General features: G+C 46.8%; 20 protein-coding genes and 1 other annotated feature. Of the genes, 17 read left to right on the top strand and 3 right to left on the bottom strand.

All coding sequences use genetic code 11. From position 1 onward, the window contains the following. Positions 1 to 84: 84 nt before the first annotated feature. From mce to rnz, 5 genes are all read left to right on the top strand, one after another. Entirely contained in the window at positions 85 to 483 is a 399-nt protein-coding gene (mce, locus tag BN1080_RS08910) for a methylmalonyl-CoA epimerase (protein WP_052651716.1), read from the top strand. Positions 484 to 498: 15 nt separating this feature from the next. Then, positions 499 to 2040, top strand: coding sequence for an acyl-CoA carboxylase subunit beta (locus BN1080_RS08905; RefSeq protein WP_052651715.1), 1542 nt, complete (start codon positions 499 to 501; stop codon positions 2038 to 2040). Positions 2041 to 2443: 403 nt separating this feature from the next. After that, positions 2444 to 3565, top strand: coding sequence for a M20/M25/M40 family metallo-hydrolase (locus BN1080_RS08895; protein ID WP_052651713.1), 1122 nt, complete (start codon positions 2444 to 2446; stop codon positions 3563 to 3565). Between the two features lie 88 nt (positions 3566 to 3653). Continuing rightward, positions 3654 to 4889, top strand: coding sequence for a DNA polymerase IV (locus tag BN1080_RS08890; RefSeq protein WP_052651712.1), 1236 nt, complete (start codon positions 3654 to 3656; stop codon positions 4887 to 4889). A 7-nt stretch (positions 4890 to 4896) separates the two neighbouring features. Next, a complete protein-coding gene (gene rnz, locus BN1080_RS08885) occupies positions 4897 to 5856 on the top strand; it encodes a ribonuclease Z (protein ID WP_052651711.1) in 960 nt (319 codons plus the stop codon). A 430-nt stretch (positions 5857 to 6286) separates the two neighbouring features. Here the strand turns inward: rnz and namA are convergent, their stop codons facing one another. Beyond that, positions 6287 to 7303 (bottom strand): NADPH dehydrogenase NamA, encoded by a 1017-nt coding sequence (namA, locus tag BN1080_RS08880; protein ID WP_052651710.1) that lies wholly within the window; start codon positions 7301 to 7303, stop codon positions 6287 to 6289. Positions 7304 to 7359: 56 nt separating this feature from the next. Next, positions 7360 to 8163 carry a pyrroline-5-carboxylate reductase gene (gene proC, locus BN1080_RS08875; protein WP_110925613.1) on the bottom strand — a complete coding sequence of 268 codons (804 nt, stop codon included), beginning with the start codon at positions 8161 to 8163 and terminating at the stop codon, positions 7360 to 7362. A 99-nt stretch (positions 8164 to 8262) separates the two neighbouring features. Continuing rightward, positions 8263 to 8470, bottom strand: a binding site (T-box leader). Positions 8471 to 8590: 120 nt separating this feature from the next. Here proC and BN1080_RS08870 point away from each other — a divergent pair. From BN1080_RS08870 to BN1080_RS08835, 8 genes are all read left to right on the top strand, one after another. Beyond that, positions 8591 to 9538 carry an MBL fold metallo-hydrolase gene (locus tag BN1080_RS08870; RefSeq protein WP_052651709.1) on the top strand — a complete coding sequence of 316 codons (948 nt, stop codon included), beginning with the start codon at positions 8591 to 8593 and terminating at the stop codon, positions 9536 to 9538. Between the two features lie 113 nt (positions 9539 to 9651). Beyond that, a complete protein-coding gene (locus BN1080_RS08865) occupies positions 9652 to 10209 on the top strand; it encodes a DUF3221 domain-containing protein (protein ID WP_234398952.1) in 558 nt (185 codons plus the stop codon). 194 nt (positions 10210 to 10403) lie between these two features. After that, the gene (locus BN1080_RS08860; protein WP_052651708.1) at positions 10404 to 11636 is read left to right on the top strand and encodes an argininosuccinate synthase; all 1233 of its coding nucleotides are present in this window, start codon (positions 10404 to 10406) and stop codon (positions 11634 to 11636) included. Continuing rightward, entirely contained in the window at positions 11633 to 13006 is a 1374-nt protein-coding gene (argH, locus tag BN1080_RS08855) for an argininosuccinate lyase (protein WP_052651707.1), read from the top strand. Before BN1080_RS08860 ends, argH begins: the two co-directional genes overlap by 4 nt. 246 nt (positions 13007 to 13252) lie before the next feature. Further along, the gene (locus tag BN1080_RS08850; RefSeq protein WP_052651706.1) at positions 13253 to 15007 is read left to right on the top strand and encodes an ABC transporter transmembrane domain-containing protein; all 1755 of its coding nucleotides are present in this window, start codon (positions 13253 to 13255) and stop codon (positions 15005 to 15007) included. Beyond that, positions 15007 to 16782 (top strand): ABC transporter ATP-binding protein, encoded by a 1776-nt coding sequence (locus tag BN1080_RS08845; protein WP_052651705.1) that lies wholly within the window; start codon positions 15007 to 15009, stop codon positions 16780 to 16782. The genes BN1080_RS08850 and BN1080_RS08845 overlap by 1 nt, the downstream gene beginning before the upstream one ends. 316 nt (positions 16783 to 17098) lie before the next feature. Next, complete coding sequence (locus tag BN1080_RS08840; RefSeq protein WP_052651704.1) at positions 17099 to 17809, top strand: cytochrome c biogenesis CcdA family protein; 711 nt, start codon at positions 17099 to 17101, stop codon at positions 17807 to 17809. A 94-nt stretch (positions 17810 to 17903) separates the two neighbouring features. Then, entirely contained in the window at positions 17904 to 18404 is a 501-nt protein-coding gene (locus tag BN1080_RS08835) for a CcdC family protein (protein ID WP_052651703.1), read from the top strand. 14 nt (positions 18405 to 18418) lie between these two features. Here the strand turns inward: BN1080_RS08835 and BN1080_RS08830 are convergent, their stop codons facing one another. Beyond that, the gene (locus BN1080_RS08830; protein WP_052651702.1) at positions 18419 to 18877 is read right to left on the bottom strand and encodes a DUF2621 domain-containing protein; all 459 of its coding nucleotides are present in this window, start codon (positions 18875 to 18877) and stop codon (positions 18419 to 18421) included. Positions 18878 to 18998: 121 nt separating this feature from the next. Here BN1080_RS08830 and BN1080_RS08825 point away from each other — a divergent pair, with 121 nt between their 5' ends. The 4 genes from BN1080_RS08825 to BN1080_RS08815 all read left to right on the top strand — a co-directional run bounded on the left by BN1080_RS08825 (position 18999) and on the right by BN1080_RS08815 (position 20298). Continuing rightward, complete coding sequence (locus BN1080_RS08825) at positions 18999 to 19217, top strand: DUF1659 domain-containing protein (RefSeq protein WP_052651701.1); 219 nt, start codon at positions 18999 to 19001, stop codon at positions 19215 to 19217. 24 nt (positions 19218 to 19241) lie between these two features. Continuing rightward, positions 19242 to 19457, top strand: a complete 216-nt coding sequence (locus BN1080_RS08820) for a DUF2922 domain-containing protein (protein WP_052651700.1) — start codon at positions 19242 to 19244, stop codon at positions 19455 to 19457. A 60-nt stretch (positions 19458 to 19517) separates the two neighbouring features. Beyond that, positions 19518 to 19646, top strand: a complete 129-nt coding sequence (locus BN1080_RS17005; protein ID WP_110925612.1) for a YvrJ family protein — start codon at positions 19518 to 19520, stop codon at positions 19644 to 19646. Positions 19647 to 19773: 127 nt separating this feature from the next. Next, a complete protein-coding gene (locus BN1080_RS08815) occupies positions 19774 to 20298 on the top strand; it encodes an SCO family protein (protein ID WP_052654506.1) in 525 nt (174 codons plus the stop codon). The last annotated feature ends 9 nt before the right edge of the window (positions 20299 to 20307 follow it).

Raw genomic sequence — 20307 nt, 5'->3', positions numbered from 1 at the left:
ATTATCCAAATATTCAAGAAGAACTAGAGTTTTCCGAACTGAATCTGTACAATAAAAGAGAACATAAAAAAGGAAGTGAAATTAATGAAGAAAGTCGACCATATCGGAATTGCGGTGCGCAGCATCAACGAAGTGCTTCCTTATTATACGGAGACGCTCGGCTGTCCTTTATTGAAAATCGAAGAAGTGGAATCGCAGAAAGTGCGTGTGGCTTTTATCGATGCGGGCAACATTAAACTGGAATTGCTTGAACCGATGGATCGTGCTGGAGCGGTTTATAAATTTATCGAAAAAAGAGGGGAAGGCATCCATCACATCGCTTTTGGAGTAGATGACATCGAATCCCGTATGAAAGAACTCCGGGATAATGGAGTACAGTTGTTAAGTGAACATGCAAATCCAGGAGCAGGCGGTGCTTTAGTGGCGTTCCTGCATCCAAAATCTTCAAATGGCGTATTATACGAACTTTGTGAAAAGCATTGATTGAGGAGTGGGGAAATGGACATTTACGAAAGAATCAATGAATTATACGACCGCAAACGGGAGATTGAACTCGGGGGCGGAGAAGAACGCATTGACAAACAGCATGAAAAAGGGAAATTGACGGCACGGGAACGCATTGAATTGCTTGTCGATGAAGGTTCCTTCGTCGAACTTAGCCCGTTCGTGGAACATCGCACGACGGATTTTGGCATGGCGAAAGGGCCGGGCGAAGGGGTTGTTACCGGATACGGCAAAGTGAACGGACGTCCGATTTATTTATTTTCGCAAGACTTTACAGTATTCGGCGGGGCGCTCGGCGAAATGCATGCCCAAAAGATTGCCAACGTGATGGATTTAGCCGCTAAAAATGGCGCGCCGTTCATCGGACTGAATGATTCAGGCGGCGCGCGCATCCAGGAAGGCGTCCTGTCCCTTGACGGATACGGCCATATTTTTTACCGGAATTCCATCTATTCGGGCGTCATCCCTCAGATTTCAGTCATCATGGGACCATCCGCAGGCGGCGCTGTCTATTCGCCGGCCATCACAGACTTTGTGTTCATGGTCGATAAAACGAGCCAAATGTTCATTACCGGACCGAAAGTAATCGAAACGGTGACGGGGGAGAAAATTTCTTCTGAAGACCTCGGTGGATCTCGCGTACATACAGCAATAAGCGGCAATGCGCATTTCCGTTCGGATTCCGAGCAGGAAGTGCTGAAAATGGTGCGCCAATTGATCAGCTACTTGCCGCAAAATAATCAGGAAATGCCGCCGCGACTGGAAGTGGATGAAAAAGACGATTACCGGCCAGATCTTGCGGACATTGTGCCGTTTGAAGCCATCCGTCCATATGACGTCCGCAAAGTGGTGGAACAAGTAGTGGATACCGATAGCTTTATGGAAGTGCAGCCGGAATTTGCCCGCAATATCGTCATTGGACTTGCCCGCATTAAAGGCGAAACAGTCGGCTTGGTGTGCAACCAGCCGAAAGTAATGGCTGGCGGCCTTGACATCGATTCATCCGACAAAGCGGCGCGCTTTATCCGCTTCTGTGATTCGTTCAACATTCCGCTCATTACGTTTGAAGATGTGACCGGATTCTTCCCGGGCATCAAACAAGAACACGGCGGCATTATCCGCCATGGTGCGAAAATCCTTTACGCATATTCAGAAGCGACCGTTCCGAAAATGACGGTTATTCTTCGGAAAGCATACGGCGGCGCCTATGTGGCGCTTAACTCGAAATCAATCGGCGCCGATCTTGTATATTCGTGGCCGAATGCGGAAATTGCGGTAATGGGGCCCCAAGGCGCAGCAAATATCATTTTTGCCCGCGAAATTGCGGCAAGCGATAATCCGGAAGAAACGCGAGCTGCCAAAATCGAAGAATACCGCGAAAAGTTTGCGAACCCATACGTGGCTGCTGCACGCGGAATGGTCGATGACGTCATCGATCCGCGCGAAACCCGCATCAAACTGATCCAGGCGCTTGAAATGATGCGCAATAAAAAAGATACAAGACCGGCGAAAAAGCACGGGAATATGCCGCTGTAATAAGAAAAGCGGAAACGGCCGTTCAGGTTCGACAGGCATAAGACAAGCTGGCGAAGCGGCGTTCTATGCCGCATAGCCAGGATGGCTTATGTCCGAGAATCTGGCCGTTGGAGTCTGGACAATAAGAAAAGCGAAAACGGCCGTTCAGCCTCGACCAGCTTAAGACGGATTGCCGAAGCGGCGCTTTTTGCCGCACAGGCAAGACGGCTTAAGACCTCGAGAGGCTGGCCGTTGCAGCTGGACAATAAGAAAAGCGGAAACGGCCGTTCAGGTTCGCCAGCCATATTCGCTGCACCAAATAAAGAAACGAGAAACGGTTGTCCGCAAAAGACAAGTTCCTTTCCATTCCTTTTCAAACTGGAATGTCTTTACTTTCATAGATTTTATAAAAGAGGGGTGCCAGATGAACAAGGAGAGATTATTAAACGAGTTTCTGGAATTGGTCCAGATTGATTCGGAAACAAAAAATGAAGCGGAAATCGCTTCGGTGCTAAAGCGAAAATTAGAGGATATCGGCTTTCACGTGGCGGAAGATGATTCATCGGTCCGCAACGGGCACGGGGCAAACAATTTGATTGCAACGCTGCGCGGCGCTTTTACAGAAGTGCCAGCCATTTATTTCACCGTCCATATGGACACGGTAGTGCCAGGCAAAGGCATCAAACCGGAAGTGCGTGATGGCTATGTGGTATCAGACGGTACGACCATTCTCGGTGCGGATGATAAAGCCGGAATAGCCGCGTTGTTTGAAATGGTCCGGACAATCCAGGAACAGCAAGTGGAGCACGGCGATATCCAATTTGTCATCACTGCTGGAGAAGAAAGCGGCCTTGCAGGAGCGAAAGAGCTGGATCCATCCCTGTTAATTGCGGAATACGGCTATGCGGTAGACAGCGACGGAAAAGTCGGCGGAATTGTCACGTCAGCACCGAATCAGGCAAAATTATGGACGACGATCCATGGCAAAACAGCGCATGCAGGCGTTGCACCTGAAAAAGGGATTTCGGCGATTACGATTGCAGCAAAAGCCATTGCGAAGATGAACCTTGGCCGCATCGACGAAGAAACGACAGCTAATATTGGCCGCTTCGAGGGCGGACAAGCGACGAATATCGTCTGCGACGAAGTGCATATCCTTTCTGAAGCGCGGTCCATCAGTGAAGACAAATTAGCTGCCCAGACGGCGCATATGGAATCCGTTTTTGAAACGGTGGCGAAACAAATGGGCGGGAAGGCCGTAACGGAAGTGAAGTTGATGTATCCGGGCTTCCGTTTCGAAGAATCGGAACGGGTCGTTCAAATTGCAAAAAAAGCAGCACAAAAAATCGGACGACCATCGCCTGTTTTGACAAGCGGCGGCGGAAGCGATGCGAACATCTTCAATGGCTTCGGCATTCCAACCGCGAATCTTTGCGTCGGCTACGAAGAAATTCATACGACGAAAGAGCGCATCCCGGTAGAAGAATTGGAGAAATTAGCTGAAATGCTGATTGAAATTGTGAAAGAATCAACGAAAGCCCAATAATCGAATAAGTTGGACAAAGGGAGAACAAGCTGTTTGTTCTCTCTTTTTTTGTTAAAATGGAAGAAAAAGCGAAAGTGAAGCGATTTTCATGAGCGGGCGAGTGATTTTCCACATCGATATGAATAGTTTTTATGCCTCGGTTGAGCAATCTCACGACCCGACCCTTAAAGGAAAGCCGATTGCGATTGCCGGGAATCCGAAAGAACGGCGCGGCATTATCGTGACTTGCTCTTACGAGGCGCGAGCGCATGGCATCTACACAACCATGCAGGTCTTTGAAGCGAAGCGAAAGTTTCCGGAATTGATCCTGTTGCCTCCGAACTTTGAACGGTATCGCACGGCGTCAAAAGCCATGTTCGAAATTCTGCGGTCCTATACCGATTTGGTCGAACCGGTGTCAATCGACGAAGGCTACATCGATATGACTGAACTGGCCCAGGAACGGAATGCGGTTTCGCTCGCGGAAGAAATACAGCAGCGCATTTTAGCGGAACTGGATCTTCCTTGTTCGATTGGCATTGCGCCGAATAAATTCCTGGCAAAAACGGCCTCGGATATGAAAAAGCCTATGGGCATCACCATATTGAGAAAACGTGAAATCCGCGAGAAGCTTTGGCCGCTCCCCGTCATTGAAATGCACGGCATCGGCGAAAGCACAGCAGAAAAGCTGAAAAACTTAAAAATCGCGACGATTGGCGATTTAGCTTTGGCCAATCCTGGATTAATCAAAGAGAAGATGGGCAAGAATGGCTTAAGGCTGCAAAATCGGGCCAATGGAATAGATGACCGGGCAGTGGATCCGGAATCTATCTACGATACAAAAAGCGTTGGAACTTCCACCACTTTGCCGATTGACGAAACAGATGAAGAAAATTTAAGGGTGATCTTCCGGAACCTCAGCGCAAAAGTCGCAAACCGGTTGGAAGCAAAGGAATTGGCTGGGCCTACTGTCAGCATTCAGACCCGCAGCTCTGAATGGAAAAATCGGACGCGCAGCGTCACATTAAGAAATACGGTATGGAAAGCCGATGATATTTTTCGCAACGCTTGGCAGCTATTCATCAAAAATTGGAACGGGGAGCCCTTGCGGCTAGTGGGCGTGACGGTATCAAACGTAGCGGCAAAAGAAGATATGACCGAACAGCTATCCATATTTAATTTTCAGGAGCATGCGAAAGAAGAGCCGATCCTGAATTTGATTTCGCAGCTAGAAACAAAGTTCGGCAAAAATGTGCTGAGCAAAGGGGTCAAACTAAAAAAAACCTCGTATGATTCAAAAACGAGCTTCAGCAAAGACTTTTTGGATGACCACGAAAGAAAGTAGGGGGATTATGCAATTATTATTTCTTGGAACCGGAGCGGGCATGCCGTCCAAACAGCGAAATACCAGTTCGCTTGCACTTAAATTGCTTGAAGAACGCGGCACCATCTGGCTTTTCGATGTCGGGGAAGCCACTCAGCATCAAATCCTTCATACGACATTGAAACCCCGGAAAATCGAGAAAATCTTCATTACCCATCTGCATGGCGACCATATTTTCGGATTGCCGGGATTGCTCGGCTCCAGGTCGTTCCAAGGGAGCGATCAGCCGCTTGAAATCTACGGGCCTGAAGGCATCCAGGAATTTGTGGAAAGTGTCTTGAAAATTAGCCGGACCCACTTGACCTATCGGCTTGTTTTTATTGAAAAGCTGGAAGGCCGCATTTTTGAAGACGACAAGATGGTGGTTGAAACGGCTCTGCTGGACCATGTCATTCCATCTTACGGCTACCGGATCACCCAAAAACCGCGGCCGCCGAAATTAAATATTGAAAAAGCGACGCTGCTCGGTGTACCGAAAGGCCCGCTGCTCGCGAAACTGAAGCGCGGGGAAGACGTGGTGCTTGAAGACGGAAAAATCGTAAAAAGCTCTGAAGTGACAGAAGCGGAAGAGCCAGGATTTGTCGTCTCTATTTTGGGCGATACCCGCTTTTGCCAAGCGGCCATCGATTTAAGCCGGGGGGCGGACGTTGTGGTCCATGAAGCCACATTTGATGCGAAGACGCAGAAATTAGCGAAAGACTATGGCCATTCTACCATTTCCGACGCAGCTGAAACGGCACGGAGAGCAGAAGCGAAATTGCTGATTGCGAATCACATCAGCGCGAGGTTTTTGCCGGAAGACGAAAAAACCTTGAAAAATCAGGTTAAAGACCTCTTTCCGGATCTGGAAATTGCCCGGGATTTCATGGAATTCGACTGGAATTTGCATACACGAAAATTTAAGAAGAAAATGGAAAGCCATCGATAAAAAGATGGCTTTTTTTGAGAGTTCAAAATTTTTTATGCAAATAATAGAACATACGTTCTTTTTGTGTTAAAATAAAGGTACAGCTGCAGAGGGCGGTACGGCCATTCCCCAGGAAAGGGGGTGGTGAAATGACGATTACAGAATCATTCGGGCTTGTTTTTACGAGCATTGGCCTGACCATTAGTGCGTTAACTTTTGTTGTGTCGTTGATTCTCGTCATAAATAAAAAAAAATAACCGTCCCTGTGGTGAGGAATGACGGTTATTTTCTAAAGCCGAGTTCCAGCCAAACCGCTCTCAGGCGGTAAGCAGCTGGCCGAATGCGCTTTGCATTCGGTTTTTTTATGAAGAAGTCCAAGCCTGAATCAGACCCGTCCATCTTTCATTGTATTACTTTTAGTATACTAAATTTTGAGTTTTTTGCAACTGCCTTACACCCATCCGCGTTTATAGGGCACTGGCACGTCGATATCCGATTTCAGCTCTTTCGCTGCAGTATATGCCCAGTAGGGGTCACGGAGCAATTCACGGGCCAGGAAGACCAAATCCGCGCGGCCGTTTTGCAGAATTTCTTCTGCGTGGAGCGCGTTTGTGATCAATCCGACAGCGCCGACTTCGATAGGGGTTTCATGTTTGATCGTTTCTGCAAACGGCACTTGATATCCTGGGAAAGCGTTGATTTTTGCTGGAACGACAGCTCCTGAACTGACGTCCACCAAATCCACTCCTTGGGCTTTCATCCACTTCGCCATTTCTACGTACAATCCCGGCGTCATGCCGCCTTCCGTATAATCATGGGCTGAGATGCGGACGAATAGAGGACCGTCCCATACTTCATTTACAGCATCAATGATCTCTCTCAAGATACGGTAGCGATTCTCAGATGATCCGCCATATTCATCGCTGCGTTTATTGCTAAGCGGCGATAAAAACTGATTGATCAAATAACCATGTGCTGCGTGCAGTTCAATCACATCAAATCCAGCTTGTTTCGAACGCTCAGCTGCCATTTTAAACGCTTCGACTGTTTCTTTGATTTCCGTAAGGCTCATTTCCTCCGGCATTTTGTATTGGTCACTAAAGGCGATTGCACTCGGAGCTTGAATCGGTCCGTCTACCGTCGCTTTTCTTCCGGCATGCGCCAATTGGATGCCGGTTTTCGAGCCATGCAATTTCATAAGGCGTACAAGTTCAGCCAATCCTTCAATATGCCCGTCTTCCCAGATCCCAAGGTCCTGAGCAGAAATGCGGCCTTGCGGCTGGACAGCTGTAGCCTCCAGAATAATGAGCCCTATTTGGCCGACAGCACGCGCCGGATAATGGACCCGGTGCCAGTCAGTGACCTGGCCGTCTTCTTTATCGCTTTGGTACATGCACATCGGGGCCATGACGATGCGATTTTTAAAGGTTGTGTTTTTGATGGTGTATTCTTCGAATAATTTTGCCATTCCAAATGCCTCCTCTTATTTACAAAACAATCAGAGTTTAAGTATAGCAAAATACCTTATTCAAACTCTCGTCCTAAAGCTTGGGATCTGGCCGCTGCTTGTTCGACACATTGGCTGACGATTCCCTTGAAGTCATTTTTTTCAAGCGCAGCGATGCCTGCAGCAGTTGTTCCGTTCGGGCTCGTGACTTTTTTCCGCAGCTCAGCAAAATCCTCGTGCTGCAGCATATCAGCAGCTCCGGAAAATGTCTGCCGGACCAATTTTTTGGCATCGCCAGGGGACAGGCCATTTTGTATAGCCGCTTCCGTCATCGCTTCTGCAAAATAATAGATATATGCCGGGCCGCTGCCGGCCACTGCCGTTACAGCATCAAGCTGGCTTTCTTCTACGACAGTGACGCCGCCGATCGACGACAGCAAGTTTCGCAAATCGTGCTGCTGGTTTGTGGAAACGTAGCGGCTCCAGGCCACACCGGTAGCGGATTTGCCGATCTTTGCCGACGTATTTGGCATTGCGCGCGCCACCGGCAAATTGCCGACGTATTTTTGGATGGTCTGGATCGAAACGCCAGCCACTACCGATAAAATGACAGCATCTCCTGAAAGCTTGTCTTTAATGCTCGTTAAAGCGGCTTCCACATCTTTAGGCTTCATAGCCAGTAAAATGAAATCCGCATTCTTCAATTCATTCTTTTCTTCCTGGACGATTTTCACGCCATATTCGTCTTTTAGGAATTCCAGCCGTTCTTTATCGGACTTGTTTGTCACCGCAATTTCTTCAGGTTTCAAAATCTTCTTTTGAATCCATCCATGAACCATGGATTCTGCCATTGAACCGGCGCCTACACATACAATATTCATTTGCCTCACGTCCTTTGTCAAAAGTCACAATATAAGTTTTCGCATATTCCAAAAATCCGGGGAAGCGCCAAATAAAAAAAGCGCATCCGTCCCAGCATCTGCAAGGACGAAAACGCTTAATTTCCGCGGTACCACCTAAGTTTGCCGATAAACGGCACGACTCGAAATCCTTACCGCGGATAAAACGTCCGTGTTTTCACGGCAGCTCAAAAGTAGGTTCAAGAAGGGAGCGGGGATGCACATTTCACCATCAGTGCACTCTCTTTACACCATCACCGTCTTTACTGGTCTTTTTCTTCGCTCGGCTATGTAACTGCCATTATAGGGGGTGGATTGAACGTTTGTCAATTGGCTTTTAGGCGTGACGACACGGTTCTTAAGCTGTATGATAGATGAATAGCCATTCATTCTTTAAGGAGCTGAATTTATGAGTATACATAAGATTATTATTCCGACACCTTTTGCCGTAGGAGATGTAAACTCCTACTTATTAAAAGGCGACGCGCTGACGTTAATCGATGCGGGGCCAAAAACGCCAGAAGCATGGGAAGCGATAAAAGCGGGGCTTAGTGAAGTGAATCTGCGCCCGCAGGATATTGAACAAGTGATTTTAACGCACCACCATCCCGACCACGCTGGCTGGGTGGATGGTTTTGAAAATGCAAAATTGTACGGACATCCCTATAACGATTTATGGTTAAGGAGAGATGAAGCCTTTTTTCAATACCACGATGCCTTCTATTTGGAACGCTTAAAAGAAGAAGGTGTGCCGGATGACTTGGAATACTGGGTCAAAAAGATGAAGCGGCCGCTGAATCTGATGGGCAGCCGGCCGCTCGACATGTCGATTAACGAAGGGGATGCCTTGCCAGGCCATGCGGAATGGAAAGCCATGGAGACACTGGGCCATGCGCAAAGCCATTTGTCATTTTGGAATGTAGAAACGGGCGAAATGATCGGCGGCGACCATGTCATTGCAAAAGTATCGTCCAATCCATTGATTGAACCGCCGCTTGATCCGGACCAGGGGCGGCCAAAATCATTGCTTCAATACAATGAGTCGCTCGGGCGGCTATTGAAAATGCCGATCCAGGTCATTTACAGCGGACATGGTGAAGAAGTCTACAATATGAAAGAATTGATCACTTCCCGTTTGGAAAAGCAGCATCTCCGGGCCATGAAAGTATTGAACATGATTGCGCACGAGGAAAAAACAGTTTATATGCTTGCTAAAGAATTGTTCCCGCATGCGTATGTGAAAGAACTCGGATTGACGCTTTCCGAAACGATTGGCCAGATCGATTATCTTTTGGAAGATGGGCTCATTACCGAAAGGCTGGACAGCGACGGCCTGTTTTATTACCAAAAAGCGTAGCGCCCTTCTTTCGTTTGATATTGCGTAATGGCAGGTTAGAGGGTAAAATGAAGCCGTTGGACTTTTCTAAATATGGACAGCACAACTGAGATTAACACGAAAAGGAATGGGTTATGTTGAAGAAATTCGCAATGGTGATGACAAGTTTGTTATTTTTAGCCGCGTGTTCAAATGATGAAGAGGCAAAGCCGAAAGTGGAAGAACCTAAAAAAGAAGAAGTTGCGACGGAGCAGCAGCAAGCGATGACGGAAGAAGGATTTATCACGCAAGTGACTACCGACCAGATTCTCGTCAACAATATTTACTTTACGATTCCGGAAGAAGTTAGCATAAAGCATGATGACGGCAAGGAACAGAAAGACGGCGTGATCAGCGATATCCGCACGGGCATGAAAGTGGTCGTAGACTATAAAGGGCCGCTCGAAGATTCGTTCCCGATGGAAGGCAAGGCCGAAACGGTTTCCATCCAGGAAGATGAAGCATCAGTGGAACAGGCCGAAGCTTTGACCGCTTTTATCGAAGGCGAGAAACTGCCGCGCTTGTTGATGCTCGGCCAGCCGATTGTCCGCGAAAACGAAATCGGCTTCCTGTTCACTAATATGGAGAACGGCAAAATGTCTGAAGTCAAAATCGACTTGGATACACATGAATATACAATTGGCGGAGAATAAGCTTTCTTTGCCAATCTTAAGTGTTAGTAGGAAATCCTGAATTTGTGCGAATATTTCAACAAGAAAAGCAGCTGCGGCTGCTTTTCTTTTTTTGCTTCAATGTAATTAAATTCACTTGCGCTAATAAATATTCCATGTTAGTATATGAATATTCATATTAGATAATGCATAAAAATACATTGGAGGTTTTCATATTGAATAAAAAGATCGTACTCGCATACTCAGGTGGATTAGATACATCGGTGGCCATTCCGTGGCTGAAAGGACAAGGCTACGACGTCGTCGCTGTGTGCCTGGATATCGGGGAAGGCAAAGATTTAAACTTTATTAAACAAAAAGCGCTTCAAGTAGGAGCGGTTGAAAGCTATATGATCGATGCAAGAGAAGAATTCGCGAATGAATATGCACTTATATCCATGCAGGCGCATACCTTATATGAAGGCAAATATCCGCTTGTGTCTGCCTTGTCCCGTCCATTGATTTCGAAAAAATTGGTGGAAATTGCCGAAGCGACCGGGTCGACTGCAGTCGCGCACGGCTGTACGGGGAAAGGCAATGACCAGGTCCGTTTTGAAGTTTCCATCAAATCATTGAACCCGGCACTTGAAGTGGTTGCGCCGGTTCGTGCTTGGGCATGGTCGCGTGATGAGGAAATCGCTTATGCGAAAGAAAACAATGTGCCGATTCCCATCAACTTGGACAGCCCATTCTCGATTGACCAAAATTTATGGGGCCGCGCGAACGAATGCGGCATTCTAGAAGATCCATGGGCTGCGCCGCCGGAAGATGCGTATGACATTACAAATGCGTTGGAAAATACGCCGGATACGCCGGATGTCGTGGAAATTGAATTTGAAAACGGTGTTCCCGTCCAATTAGACGGTGTTTCTTACTCATTCACGAACTTGATCCTGGAATTGAACAAGCTTGCAGGCAAGCACGGCGTCGGCAGAATCGACCATGTTGAAAACCGCCTGGTCGGCATCAAATCACGTGAAATTTATGAGGCTCCTGCAGCGATGACATTGATTGCGGCACATAAAGAACTCGAAGATATTACACTTGTTAAAGAAATGGCGCATTTCAAGCCGGTAATTGAAAAGAAATTGACCGAATTGATCTACGAAGGCCTTTGGTTCTCGCCGCTTCGTACAGCGCTTCAAGCCTTTTTAGAAGAAACGCAAACTTTCGTCAACGGCACGGTGCGTGTGAAATTGTTTAAAGGCCATGCCATCGTTGAAGGACGTAAGTCAGCAAATTCTCTTTACAGCGAACAACTGGCTACTTATTCAACGGATGATACATTCAACCATGAATCGGCTGTCGGCTTCATTGAATTGTGGGGGCTTCCGACGGTCGTCAATGCACAGGTCAATAAAAAAGAAGTTGCGATCCCTGAAAATGTGAAGGTAGGCGTTCAGTCATGACCAAACTGTGGGGAGGCCGTTTCCAGAAATCGGCCGAACAGTGGGTGGATGAGTTCGGCGCTTCGATTTCTTTTGACCAAAAACTTGTACTTGAAGATTTAGAAGGCAGCACGGCCCATGTCAACATGCTGTCGGCTTCCGGCATTCTTTCAAAAGAAGATGCGGCGCTCATCCTATCCGGGCTGGAGACGCTGAAAGAAAAAGCGGCAGCTGGCGATTTGGAATTCAGTGTAGCCAATGAAGACATTCATTTAAATTTGGAAAAATTCCTGATCGATGAAATCGGTCCGGTCGGCGGCAAGCTCCATACAGCGAGAAGCCGAAACGATCAAGTAGCGACCGATATGCATCTTTATTTGAAAAACCGGGTAACAGAAATAATAGAAGCTGTAACTGCATTTCAGGCGGCAATCGTGGATCAGGCAGAAAGCCATGTGGAAACGATTGTCCCGGGCTATACCCATCTTCAGCGGGCACAGCCGATTTCATTCGGCCATCATTTGCTAACGTATTTCTGGATGCTCCAGCGCGATAAGGAACGTTTGTCGGAATCCCTCAAGCGCATTGACCTTTCGCCGCTTGGCGCAGGAGCGATGTCAGGGACGACATTCCCGATTGACCGGGAACTGTCAGCGAGCCTGCTCGGCTTTTCAGGCGTCTACCAGAACAGCCTGGACGCTGTCAGCGACCGTGATTTCATCGTCGAATTCCTAAGCAACGCGTCAATGCTGATGATGCATATGTCGCGTTTTGCGGAAGAAATCATTCTTTGGTCGAGCGAAGAATTCCGCTTCATTGAATTGGATGACGCTTTTTCCACCGGTTCGAGCATCATGCCGCAAAAGAAAAATCCTGATATGGCAGAGCTGATCCGCGGCAAAACCGGCCGTGTCTACGGCAATCTGTTTGGTTTGCTCACAACTTTGAAAGGCTTGCCGCTCGCCTACAATAAGGACATGCAGGAAGATAAAGAAGGCATGTTTGACACTGTCCATACCTTGATGGGCTCTTTGCCGATATTTGAAGGCATGGTCCGTACGATGACTGTCCGGACGGATTCGATGGAAAAAGCGGTCCATTCCGACTTTTCCAATGCCACGGAACTTGCCGATTACCTGGCAGCGAAAGGCATGCCTTTCCGTGAAGCGCATGACGTCACCGGGAAACTGGTCTTTACGTGCATCCAGCGGGGCTATTATTTAAAAGATCTGCCGCTTGCCGACCTTCAAGAAGCAAGTGCTTTGATTGACGAAGATATTTATGAGACGCTAATGCCCAAAACCGCTGTTAAACGCCGCAACTCACTCGGCGGCACAGGCTTTGAACAAGTACACCACCAGTTGGGACTTGCCAAGCAACTCATCGGGTAATCAAGTCCAATGTTATAAAGCCGTAGCGCTTGGTACCCGCTATCGGCGCCTTTTGAGCGGAATTCCTATCCCCCTTAGGAATTCCGTTTTTTTATGCTGTTTTATACAAGCAATCTCAGTCAAGAGTCTGATTTATTTCAAGAATCGAAATAGTTATTCCTTTTCCACAACGGTATTGATAGAATAATAAAAGTATATCTTGTTCAATTTATGCAGTTCCATATCGTACAGCAAGGGGAAGAGAATATGCGTGTGTTTTTCGAATTAGGATGGTTTTTTAAAGAACGGAAGCTTCATTATGCTGGCGGTATATTCATGCTGTTGATTGTGGCATTTCTTGGAGTGTTGCCACCGCGGATTATCGGTTTTGTGGTGGATGAAATCAGCAAAGGGACGTTGACAGTTTCATATTTGCTGATGTGGCTCGGAGTGCTGGCGGGTGCTGCACTCGCCATGTACGCGCTTCGCTATGCATGGCGGATCATGATTTTCGGATCCTCCATTCTTTTGGCAAGAAATTTACGGGAACAGCTTTTCCGGCATTTTACCCGGATGTCTCCGACATTTTATCAGAAGCGGCGGGTCGGCGATTTGATGGCCCATGCAACGAATGATATTCAAGCCGTCCAGCAGACTGCAGGGGCCGGCGTTTTGACTCTTGTCGATTCCTTGGCTACCGGGGGCTTTGTCATTGCGGCCATGGCGCTCACGGTCAGCTGGAAATTAACGTTGATTGTTCTGCTCCCGCTTCCATTGATGGCTTTCATGACAAACTATTACGGCAAACTGATGCATCAGCGTTTCCACAAAGCACAAGAAGCCTTTTCGAGTTTGAATGACAAGACGCAGGAAAGCATTTCCGGCATGAAAGTGATCAAGACTTTTGGCCAGGAAAATGAAGACATCGAAGACTTTAAAAGGCTGTCTCATACGGTAGTCGATGAAAATATTAAAGTGGCGCGCGTCGATTCGCTGTTTGACCCGACCATTTCGGCCATCATCGGCATTTGCTACCTTTTGGCGATTGGATTCGGATCGTATTTTGTTGTTTCCGGCAGCATGACCATCGGTGACCTTGTCGCGTTCACCGCCTATCTTGGATTGCTTGTGTGGCCGATGCTCGCATTTGGCTGGCTATTCAATATCGTCGAACGCGGCCGCGCGTCTTATGACCGCATCCGGCTTTTGCTTTCTGAACCGGTGGAAATTGAAGACCAGGAAGGCGCCGTTGACCTGGAGCCGAAAGGAGACCTGGTGTTTGCTCTTGACCGGTTTCATTTCACCAATGATGAGCGGGCAGCTCTCCAAAACATCCATTTCCGTTTAAAACGCGGCGAAACCCTTGGCATTGCAGGAAAGACCGGATCCGGGAAATCGGCCATCCTGCGTTTATTATTGAGGGAATTTGATCAATACGAAGGTGAAATCACCTTCGGCGGCATTCCGATCAATGAATACAAAAAACAGAGCTTGCGCGAAGCGATCGGCTATGTGCCGCAAGAGCATTTCTTGTTTTCAACGACAGTTGCCGGCAATATTGCATTTGCCCGGCCGGATACGACGATGGAGGAAGTTCAGGCGGCGGCTAAACTCGCTTATATCCATGAAGATATCCTGAATTTCACGCATGGCTATGAAACCGTGGTCGGAGAACGCGGCGTCTCTCTTTCCGGCGGGCAGAAACAGCGGATTTCAATCGCCCGTGCGTTAATGATGAAGCCGGAACTGCTGATTTTAGACGATTCGTTGTCAGCAGTTGATGCAAAAACGGAAGAAGCCATCTTGTCGTCGTTGAAAGAAACGCGCAGCGGGCAGACGACGATTATTACGTCGCACCGCCTTAGTGCGATCCAACATGCACACCAAATCCTCGTCATGGACGAAGGGACAGTGGCGGAGATTGGAACCCATGATGAATTGATGCGGAAAAAAGGGCGTTATTATGAAATGTATGAGCTCCAGCAATTAGAGGCGCTCGTTGAGCAGGGAGGCGAGGTATAATGGAAAAACAGCCGACGCTTACCGGCAAAGACCAATGGACTGTGTTTAAGCGCCTTTTGACTTATTTGATTCCCCACAAGAAAATGCTGGCATTTGCTATGCTGCTTCTGGTATTGACCGTTTTAGGAGATGTGTTGGGGCCATTCCTCATTAAAACGTTTATCGATGATTTTCTGACGCCGGGTAATTTTCCAACAGGCCCGGTCGTTGGCCTGGCAGTAGGCTATTTATTCATCCAGATTTCCAATGTGGTGATCAGTTATTTTCAATTGCTGAAATTCCAGGAAGCGGCTTTAAAGATCATTCAGCAAATGCGCATCGATGTTTTTGCCAAAGTCCAGAATCTCGGCATGCGCTATTTTGACAAAACGCCGGCCGGCAGCATCGTTTCAAGAGTGACGAATGATACGGAAGCGATCAAGGAAATGTTTGTCAGCGTCTTGATCGGCTTTATCCAGAGCGCTTTCTTGATTATCGGCGTCTATATTGCGATGTTTTTCCTGAACGTGAAATTGGCGGCGATTTCGCTCGTTCTTTTGCCGATTCTGTTTTGGATCATGTATCTGTACCGCAAATACAGTTCCGTGTTTTATCAGGATCTGCGCGAACGGCTTGGGCAATTGAATGCCAAGATTTCAGAATCCGTCCAAGGGATGGGCATGATCCAGGCATTTGGGCAGGAAGAGCGTTTGAAAGACGAATTCAGCGGCATCAACGAGCAGCACTGGCAAGCAGGAAAACGCAACATCAAAATTGACGGATTGCTGCTGCGGCCCGCCATCGATTTGGTGTATGCATTGGCGCTAATTATTTTATTGAGCTATTTCGGCATCACTTCTTTTTCAAATACCGTTGAAGTCGGAGTGATTTATGCTTTTGTGACCTATATTGACCGGTTCTTTGAGCCGATCAACCAAGTCATGCAGCGGCTTTCCATTTTCCAGCAGGCGATTGTCGCTGCAGCGCGTGTTTTTTCGCTCCTGGACGAAGACGACTTGGCGCCTGCTCAAAACAGCACGGCTGGCACGATAGAAGATGGCCGGATTGAATTTAAAGGCGTCAGTTTTTCGTATGACGGCACAACAGACGTGCTGAAAAATATTTCGTTTACAGCAATGCCTGGCGAGACGGTTGCACTTGTCGGCCATACGGGGAGCGGCAAAAGTTCAATCATCAATTTATTGATGCGTTTTTATGAATTCTCAAAAGGAGACATTTTAATTGATGGGAAATCGGTTAAGAATTACGAATCTCAGGAGCTCCGGAAGAAAATCGGTTTGGTGCTGCAAGATCCTTTCCTTTTCTATGGCAGCATCGAAAGCAATATCCGCCTTCATAACCAAAAGATGACGGATGCAGAAGTGCAGGAAGCGGCTGAATTTGTCCAAGCTGACCGGTTTATCCATGCGTTGCCGAACGGCTACCGGCAGGACGTCACAGAACGCGGTTCGACTTTTTCAAGCGGACAGCGGCAGCTGGTGGCATTTGCCCGGACGATGGCAACGAATCCGAAAATTTTAGTGCTGGATGAAGCGACAGCGAATATTGACACGGAAACGGAAATTGCGATCCAGGCAGGGCTTGAACGCATGCGAAAAGGGCGGACGACAATTGCGATTGCGCACCGGCTCAGTACGATCCAAGATGCAGATCAGATTCTAGTCCTCCATCATGGCGAAATCGTCGAACGCGGCACGCATCAAGAATTGCTAGCAGAACGCGGGCTTTACCATAAAATGTATTTATTGCAAAACGGAATAGTAGAAACAATGTAAAGCGGCTCCGGCCGCTTTTTTGTGTTCAAAAATATAGGGTGAGCACTCCTGAAATACATGTATAAAACTACATAAGGTTTATTTAAAAAAAAAAAAAAAACCAGTAATAAAAAAATGAAAAAATGAGGTCAAAATCAATGTCCACAAATATGTCACAGGCAAAGAGGCGGTTTTGAGCGAGATTATTTGGTAAGATGGGAGGAGTAAAAAAGAGAAACTATGCTCATTGGAAATTGGGGAGCAGCAGTGGATTCAATTGGACTTTGACGAGCAAGTCGATTCTTGCAGTTGGAGCAAAGATAAGGAGTGACCGATAGTGGCTGCTGATATAAACTTGTTTTTGGCGTTTGGAGCAGGATTTCTTAGCTTTATCTCGCCGTGTACGCTGCCGCTGTATCCAGCATTTTTATCTTATATAACCGGGATGACGATCGATGAGATTAAAAATGACAAAAAGGTAATGCAGCGGCGCGGGATGTACCATACTTTGTTTTTCCTTTTAGGATTTTCAACTATTTTTATTGCGCTTGGATTCAGCACATCGTTCTTCTACGAATGGTTCTTGCGCTACGATGATTTGATCCGCCAATTGGGTGCCATCTTTATTGTGATTTTCGGACTGATGATCGTCGGCGTCTTTACGCCAAAATTCCTCATGCAAGACCGGAAGTTCTCATTTAAAAACCGGCCATCCGGTTTTCTGGGAACATTTATCATCGGCATTGCCTTTGCAGCCGGATGGACGCCTTGTACGGGACCGATTACAGCAGCAATTTATGCGCTGGCGGCAACAAATCCTGGTTCAGGGATCTGGTATATGATTGCGTATATTCTTGGATTTGCGATTCCGTTCTTTGTGTTGTCGTTCTTCGTCGCACAAACCGGATGGCTGCGCAGAAACAGCAATAAAATCATGAAAATCGGCGGTTATGTCATGATTGCAGTCGGCATTCTTCTTTTCTTCGACGGCATGACCTACATTATCCGGATTTTAGGTCCACTTTTTGGAGATTTCCAAGGGTTTTAAATGATGGTATGATTATCATCAGTAAAAGCTGATTAAGCGGGTGTAAGTATGAAAAACAAATTACAATTAAAACGAGGAAACAAGGTGGGGTTTGATGTTTGATATGATCTCCCCTGAAATAATGCTGATTGTGACGACTGTCGGCGCGCTCGGCATGGGGGTCCTGGCGATGTTTGTCCGCAGCAAATCGGCGAAAAAGCCGGCTTCTGTCAAAAAGATCGTTTTACCGCCATTATTTATGTCGACCGGCGCATTGATGTTCATCTTCCCATTTTTCCGGGTGCATCCGATGCAAATCCTGGAAGCCTGTTTAGTGGGCATACTATTTTCGACGGTCCTGATTTGGACGTCGAAATTTGAAGTGCGCGACGGCGATATTTACTTGAAACAGTCTAAAGCCTTTATGTTCATTTTATTTGGTTTATTATTGATTCGCGTCGTTGCCAAAGTGGTATTGAGTGCAAGCATTGACGTAGGCGAACTTGGGGGCATGTTCTTTATCCTGGCGTTCAGTATGATCGTGCCTTGGCGCTTGGCTATGTATCTGCAATATCGGAAAATGACGAATAAAATAAAAAGCGCAGTCCCGAATTAAGGGGCTGCGCTTTTTTATTGGGATACGGCCTTTTGATTTTCCTGATTGAAATAGACTTCATAAGGGCTCACATCGATCTGCATTTCAGCCAGTTTTTTGCGGAGGAATTTATGGTCCCTCTTTGGCGTAGCTAAAATATAGCCTCGAATGATATGTTCAAGTTTCATTGATTTCACATTTTCCTCTAGTAGAATCTGTCCGATCCGGCCGGCAATTTTCTGCTTGGCTACAGGACGGAAAAGATCTGGAACAGGCTGGACCAATTCATTCAACATTGCTTTTTCTTCAGTGCCCCATAAATGGATGGTTTTATCGACATAATATTCTTCCCAGTTTAACTCTGAAAGCCCATCTTCTTTTGGCATCGATTTAAGAAACTTGCGGAACATGAAATATCCGCCTATGGCAAAACTGCCAATTAAAACAGCGCCCCAGAATAAGATAAACCATAAAAACCAACCTTCAAGTGCCATGTTGTTCACCTCATTTATTCATACCTGTTCCTATTATAGAAGGGTTTTTTAAAAAATTCATTAAAAAGGTATCTTCTTTTTTCATTTGTGTCTATATAGCGAATGAAAGGAGGTGATCGACATGGCAGTCAGCGAATTTAAAAGTGCAAGCATCCGCTGCACATTTGACCTTGGCTTAGACAGCAAAGGCAAACCAAAGAAAAAAGTAAAAGCGTACCACAATGTTACAGAAGCAGCAGGAGCTACACAGATTTATGAAGTGGCAGTCGTATTGGCAGACTTCGGCACAAAACCGATGATGCTTGTTGAGAAACAATCCGGCTTGAACATCTTCGCGTAATCCAAACCATAGGGGGAATAGGAAATGGCCAAAACACTGGAATTGATTTTTGAAACAGCAGCTGGAAAAGATGTGACGCTGTCAGTTGAAGAACCGCGTGAAGATATCTCGCCGCAAGAATTAAACGCAGGCATGCAGACGATCATTACGCAAAATATCTTTGAAGTGGAAGGCTCCGCTTTTGCAAAAGCGAAGGCAGCCCGGCTCGTAGAACGGAATGTCACCGATTATCCATTATAAGCAGCAAGGGCTCTCCTTAAATAGGAGAGCTTTTTAATATAGGAACGAGGTGAAAAAACGATGGATGAATGGATGCGTTTAATTCAGGAAGTTGGATTTCCGATCTTTGTGTCATTTTATTTGATGCACCGGGTGGAAGCGAAGCTGGTCGCAATACATGACGCGCTCATCACCTTAAAGACATCCTGACTTCACAGAATTGTGATAAAGGAAAGCCCCGAAATATTGAATTCAGCGATCCCATTCGATAAGATGGATAGAGCAGAAGAATGGGGGCAGGCAATTGAAAGGTTTTAAAACGCTCGTGCTTTTCGCTATGGTCTTATTGCTTTCAGCATGCGGGGATCAGCCGATTGACGATTTCTCGCATACAAACCAGCGAGGCGAAACGGTGTCATTGGAAAGTTTAAAAGGCACGCCATGGCTTGCAACATTTGTTTTTACAAATTGTGAAACGGTTTGTCCGCCTATGACGTTCAATATGGCAGGAATTCAAGAAGAACTGATCAAAAAAGGCATCGAAGACTACAAAATTATTGCTTTCAGTGTGGATCCGAGAGAGGATACGCCTGAGAAACTGGCGGAATACCTCGCCAACTTCTCCGTGCCGGATGACTCCAAATGGAATTTGTTGACTGGCTACAGCCAGCAGGAGATTGCGGATTTTGCGAAAGAAAATTTTAAAGCTTTTGTCAAAGATGATCCGAACAGCAATCAGGTCGTACACGGAACTTCCTTTTATCTCGTTGACCAGGAAGGCAAGGTCGCCCATAATTACGATGGTTTCGAACAAGTGCCGGTGGATGACATCGTCAAAGACTTGGAAAATTTAATCGAATGAAAAAACCGG

Source organism: Planococcus massiliensis, assembly GCF_000821325.1.
GTDB classification, from domain to species: domain Bacteria; phylum Bacillota; class Bacilli; order Bacillales_A; family Planococcaceae; genus Planococcus; species Planococcus ruber.
Note: the sequence above shows the minus strand (reverse complement) of the source record. Positions and strands in the feature narration are given on the sequence as shown.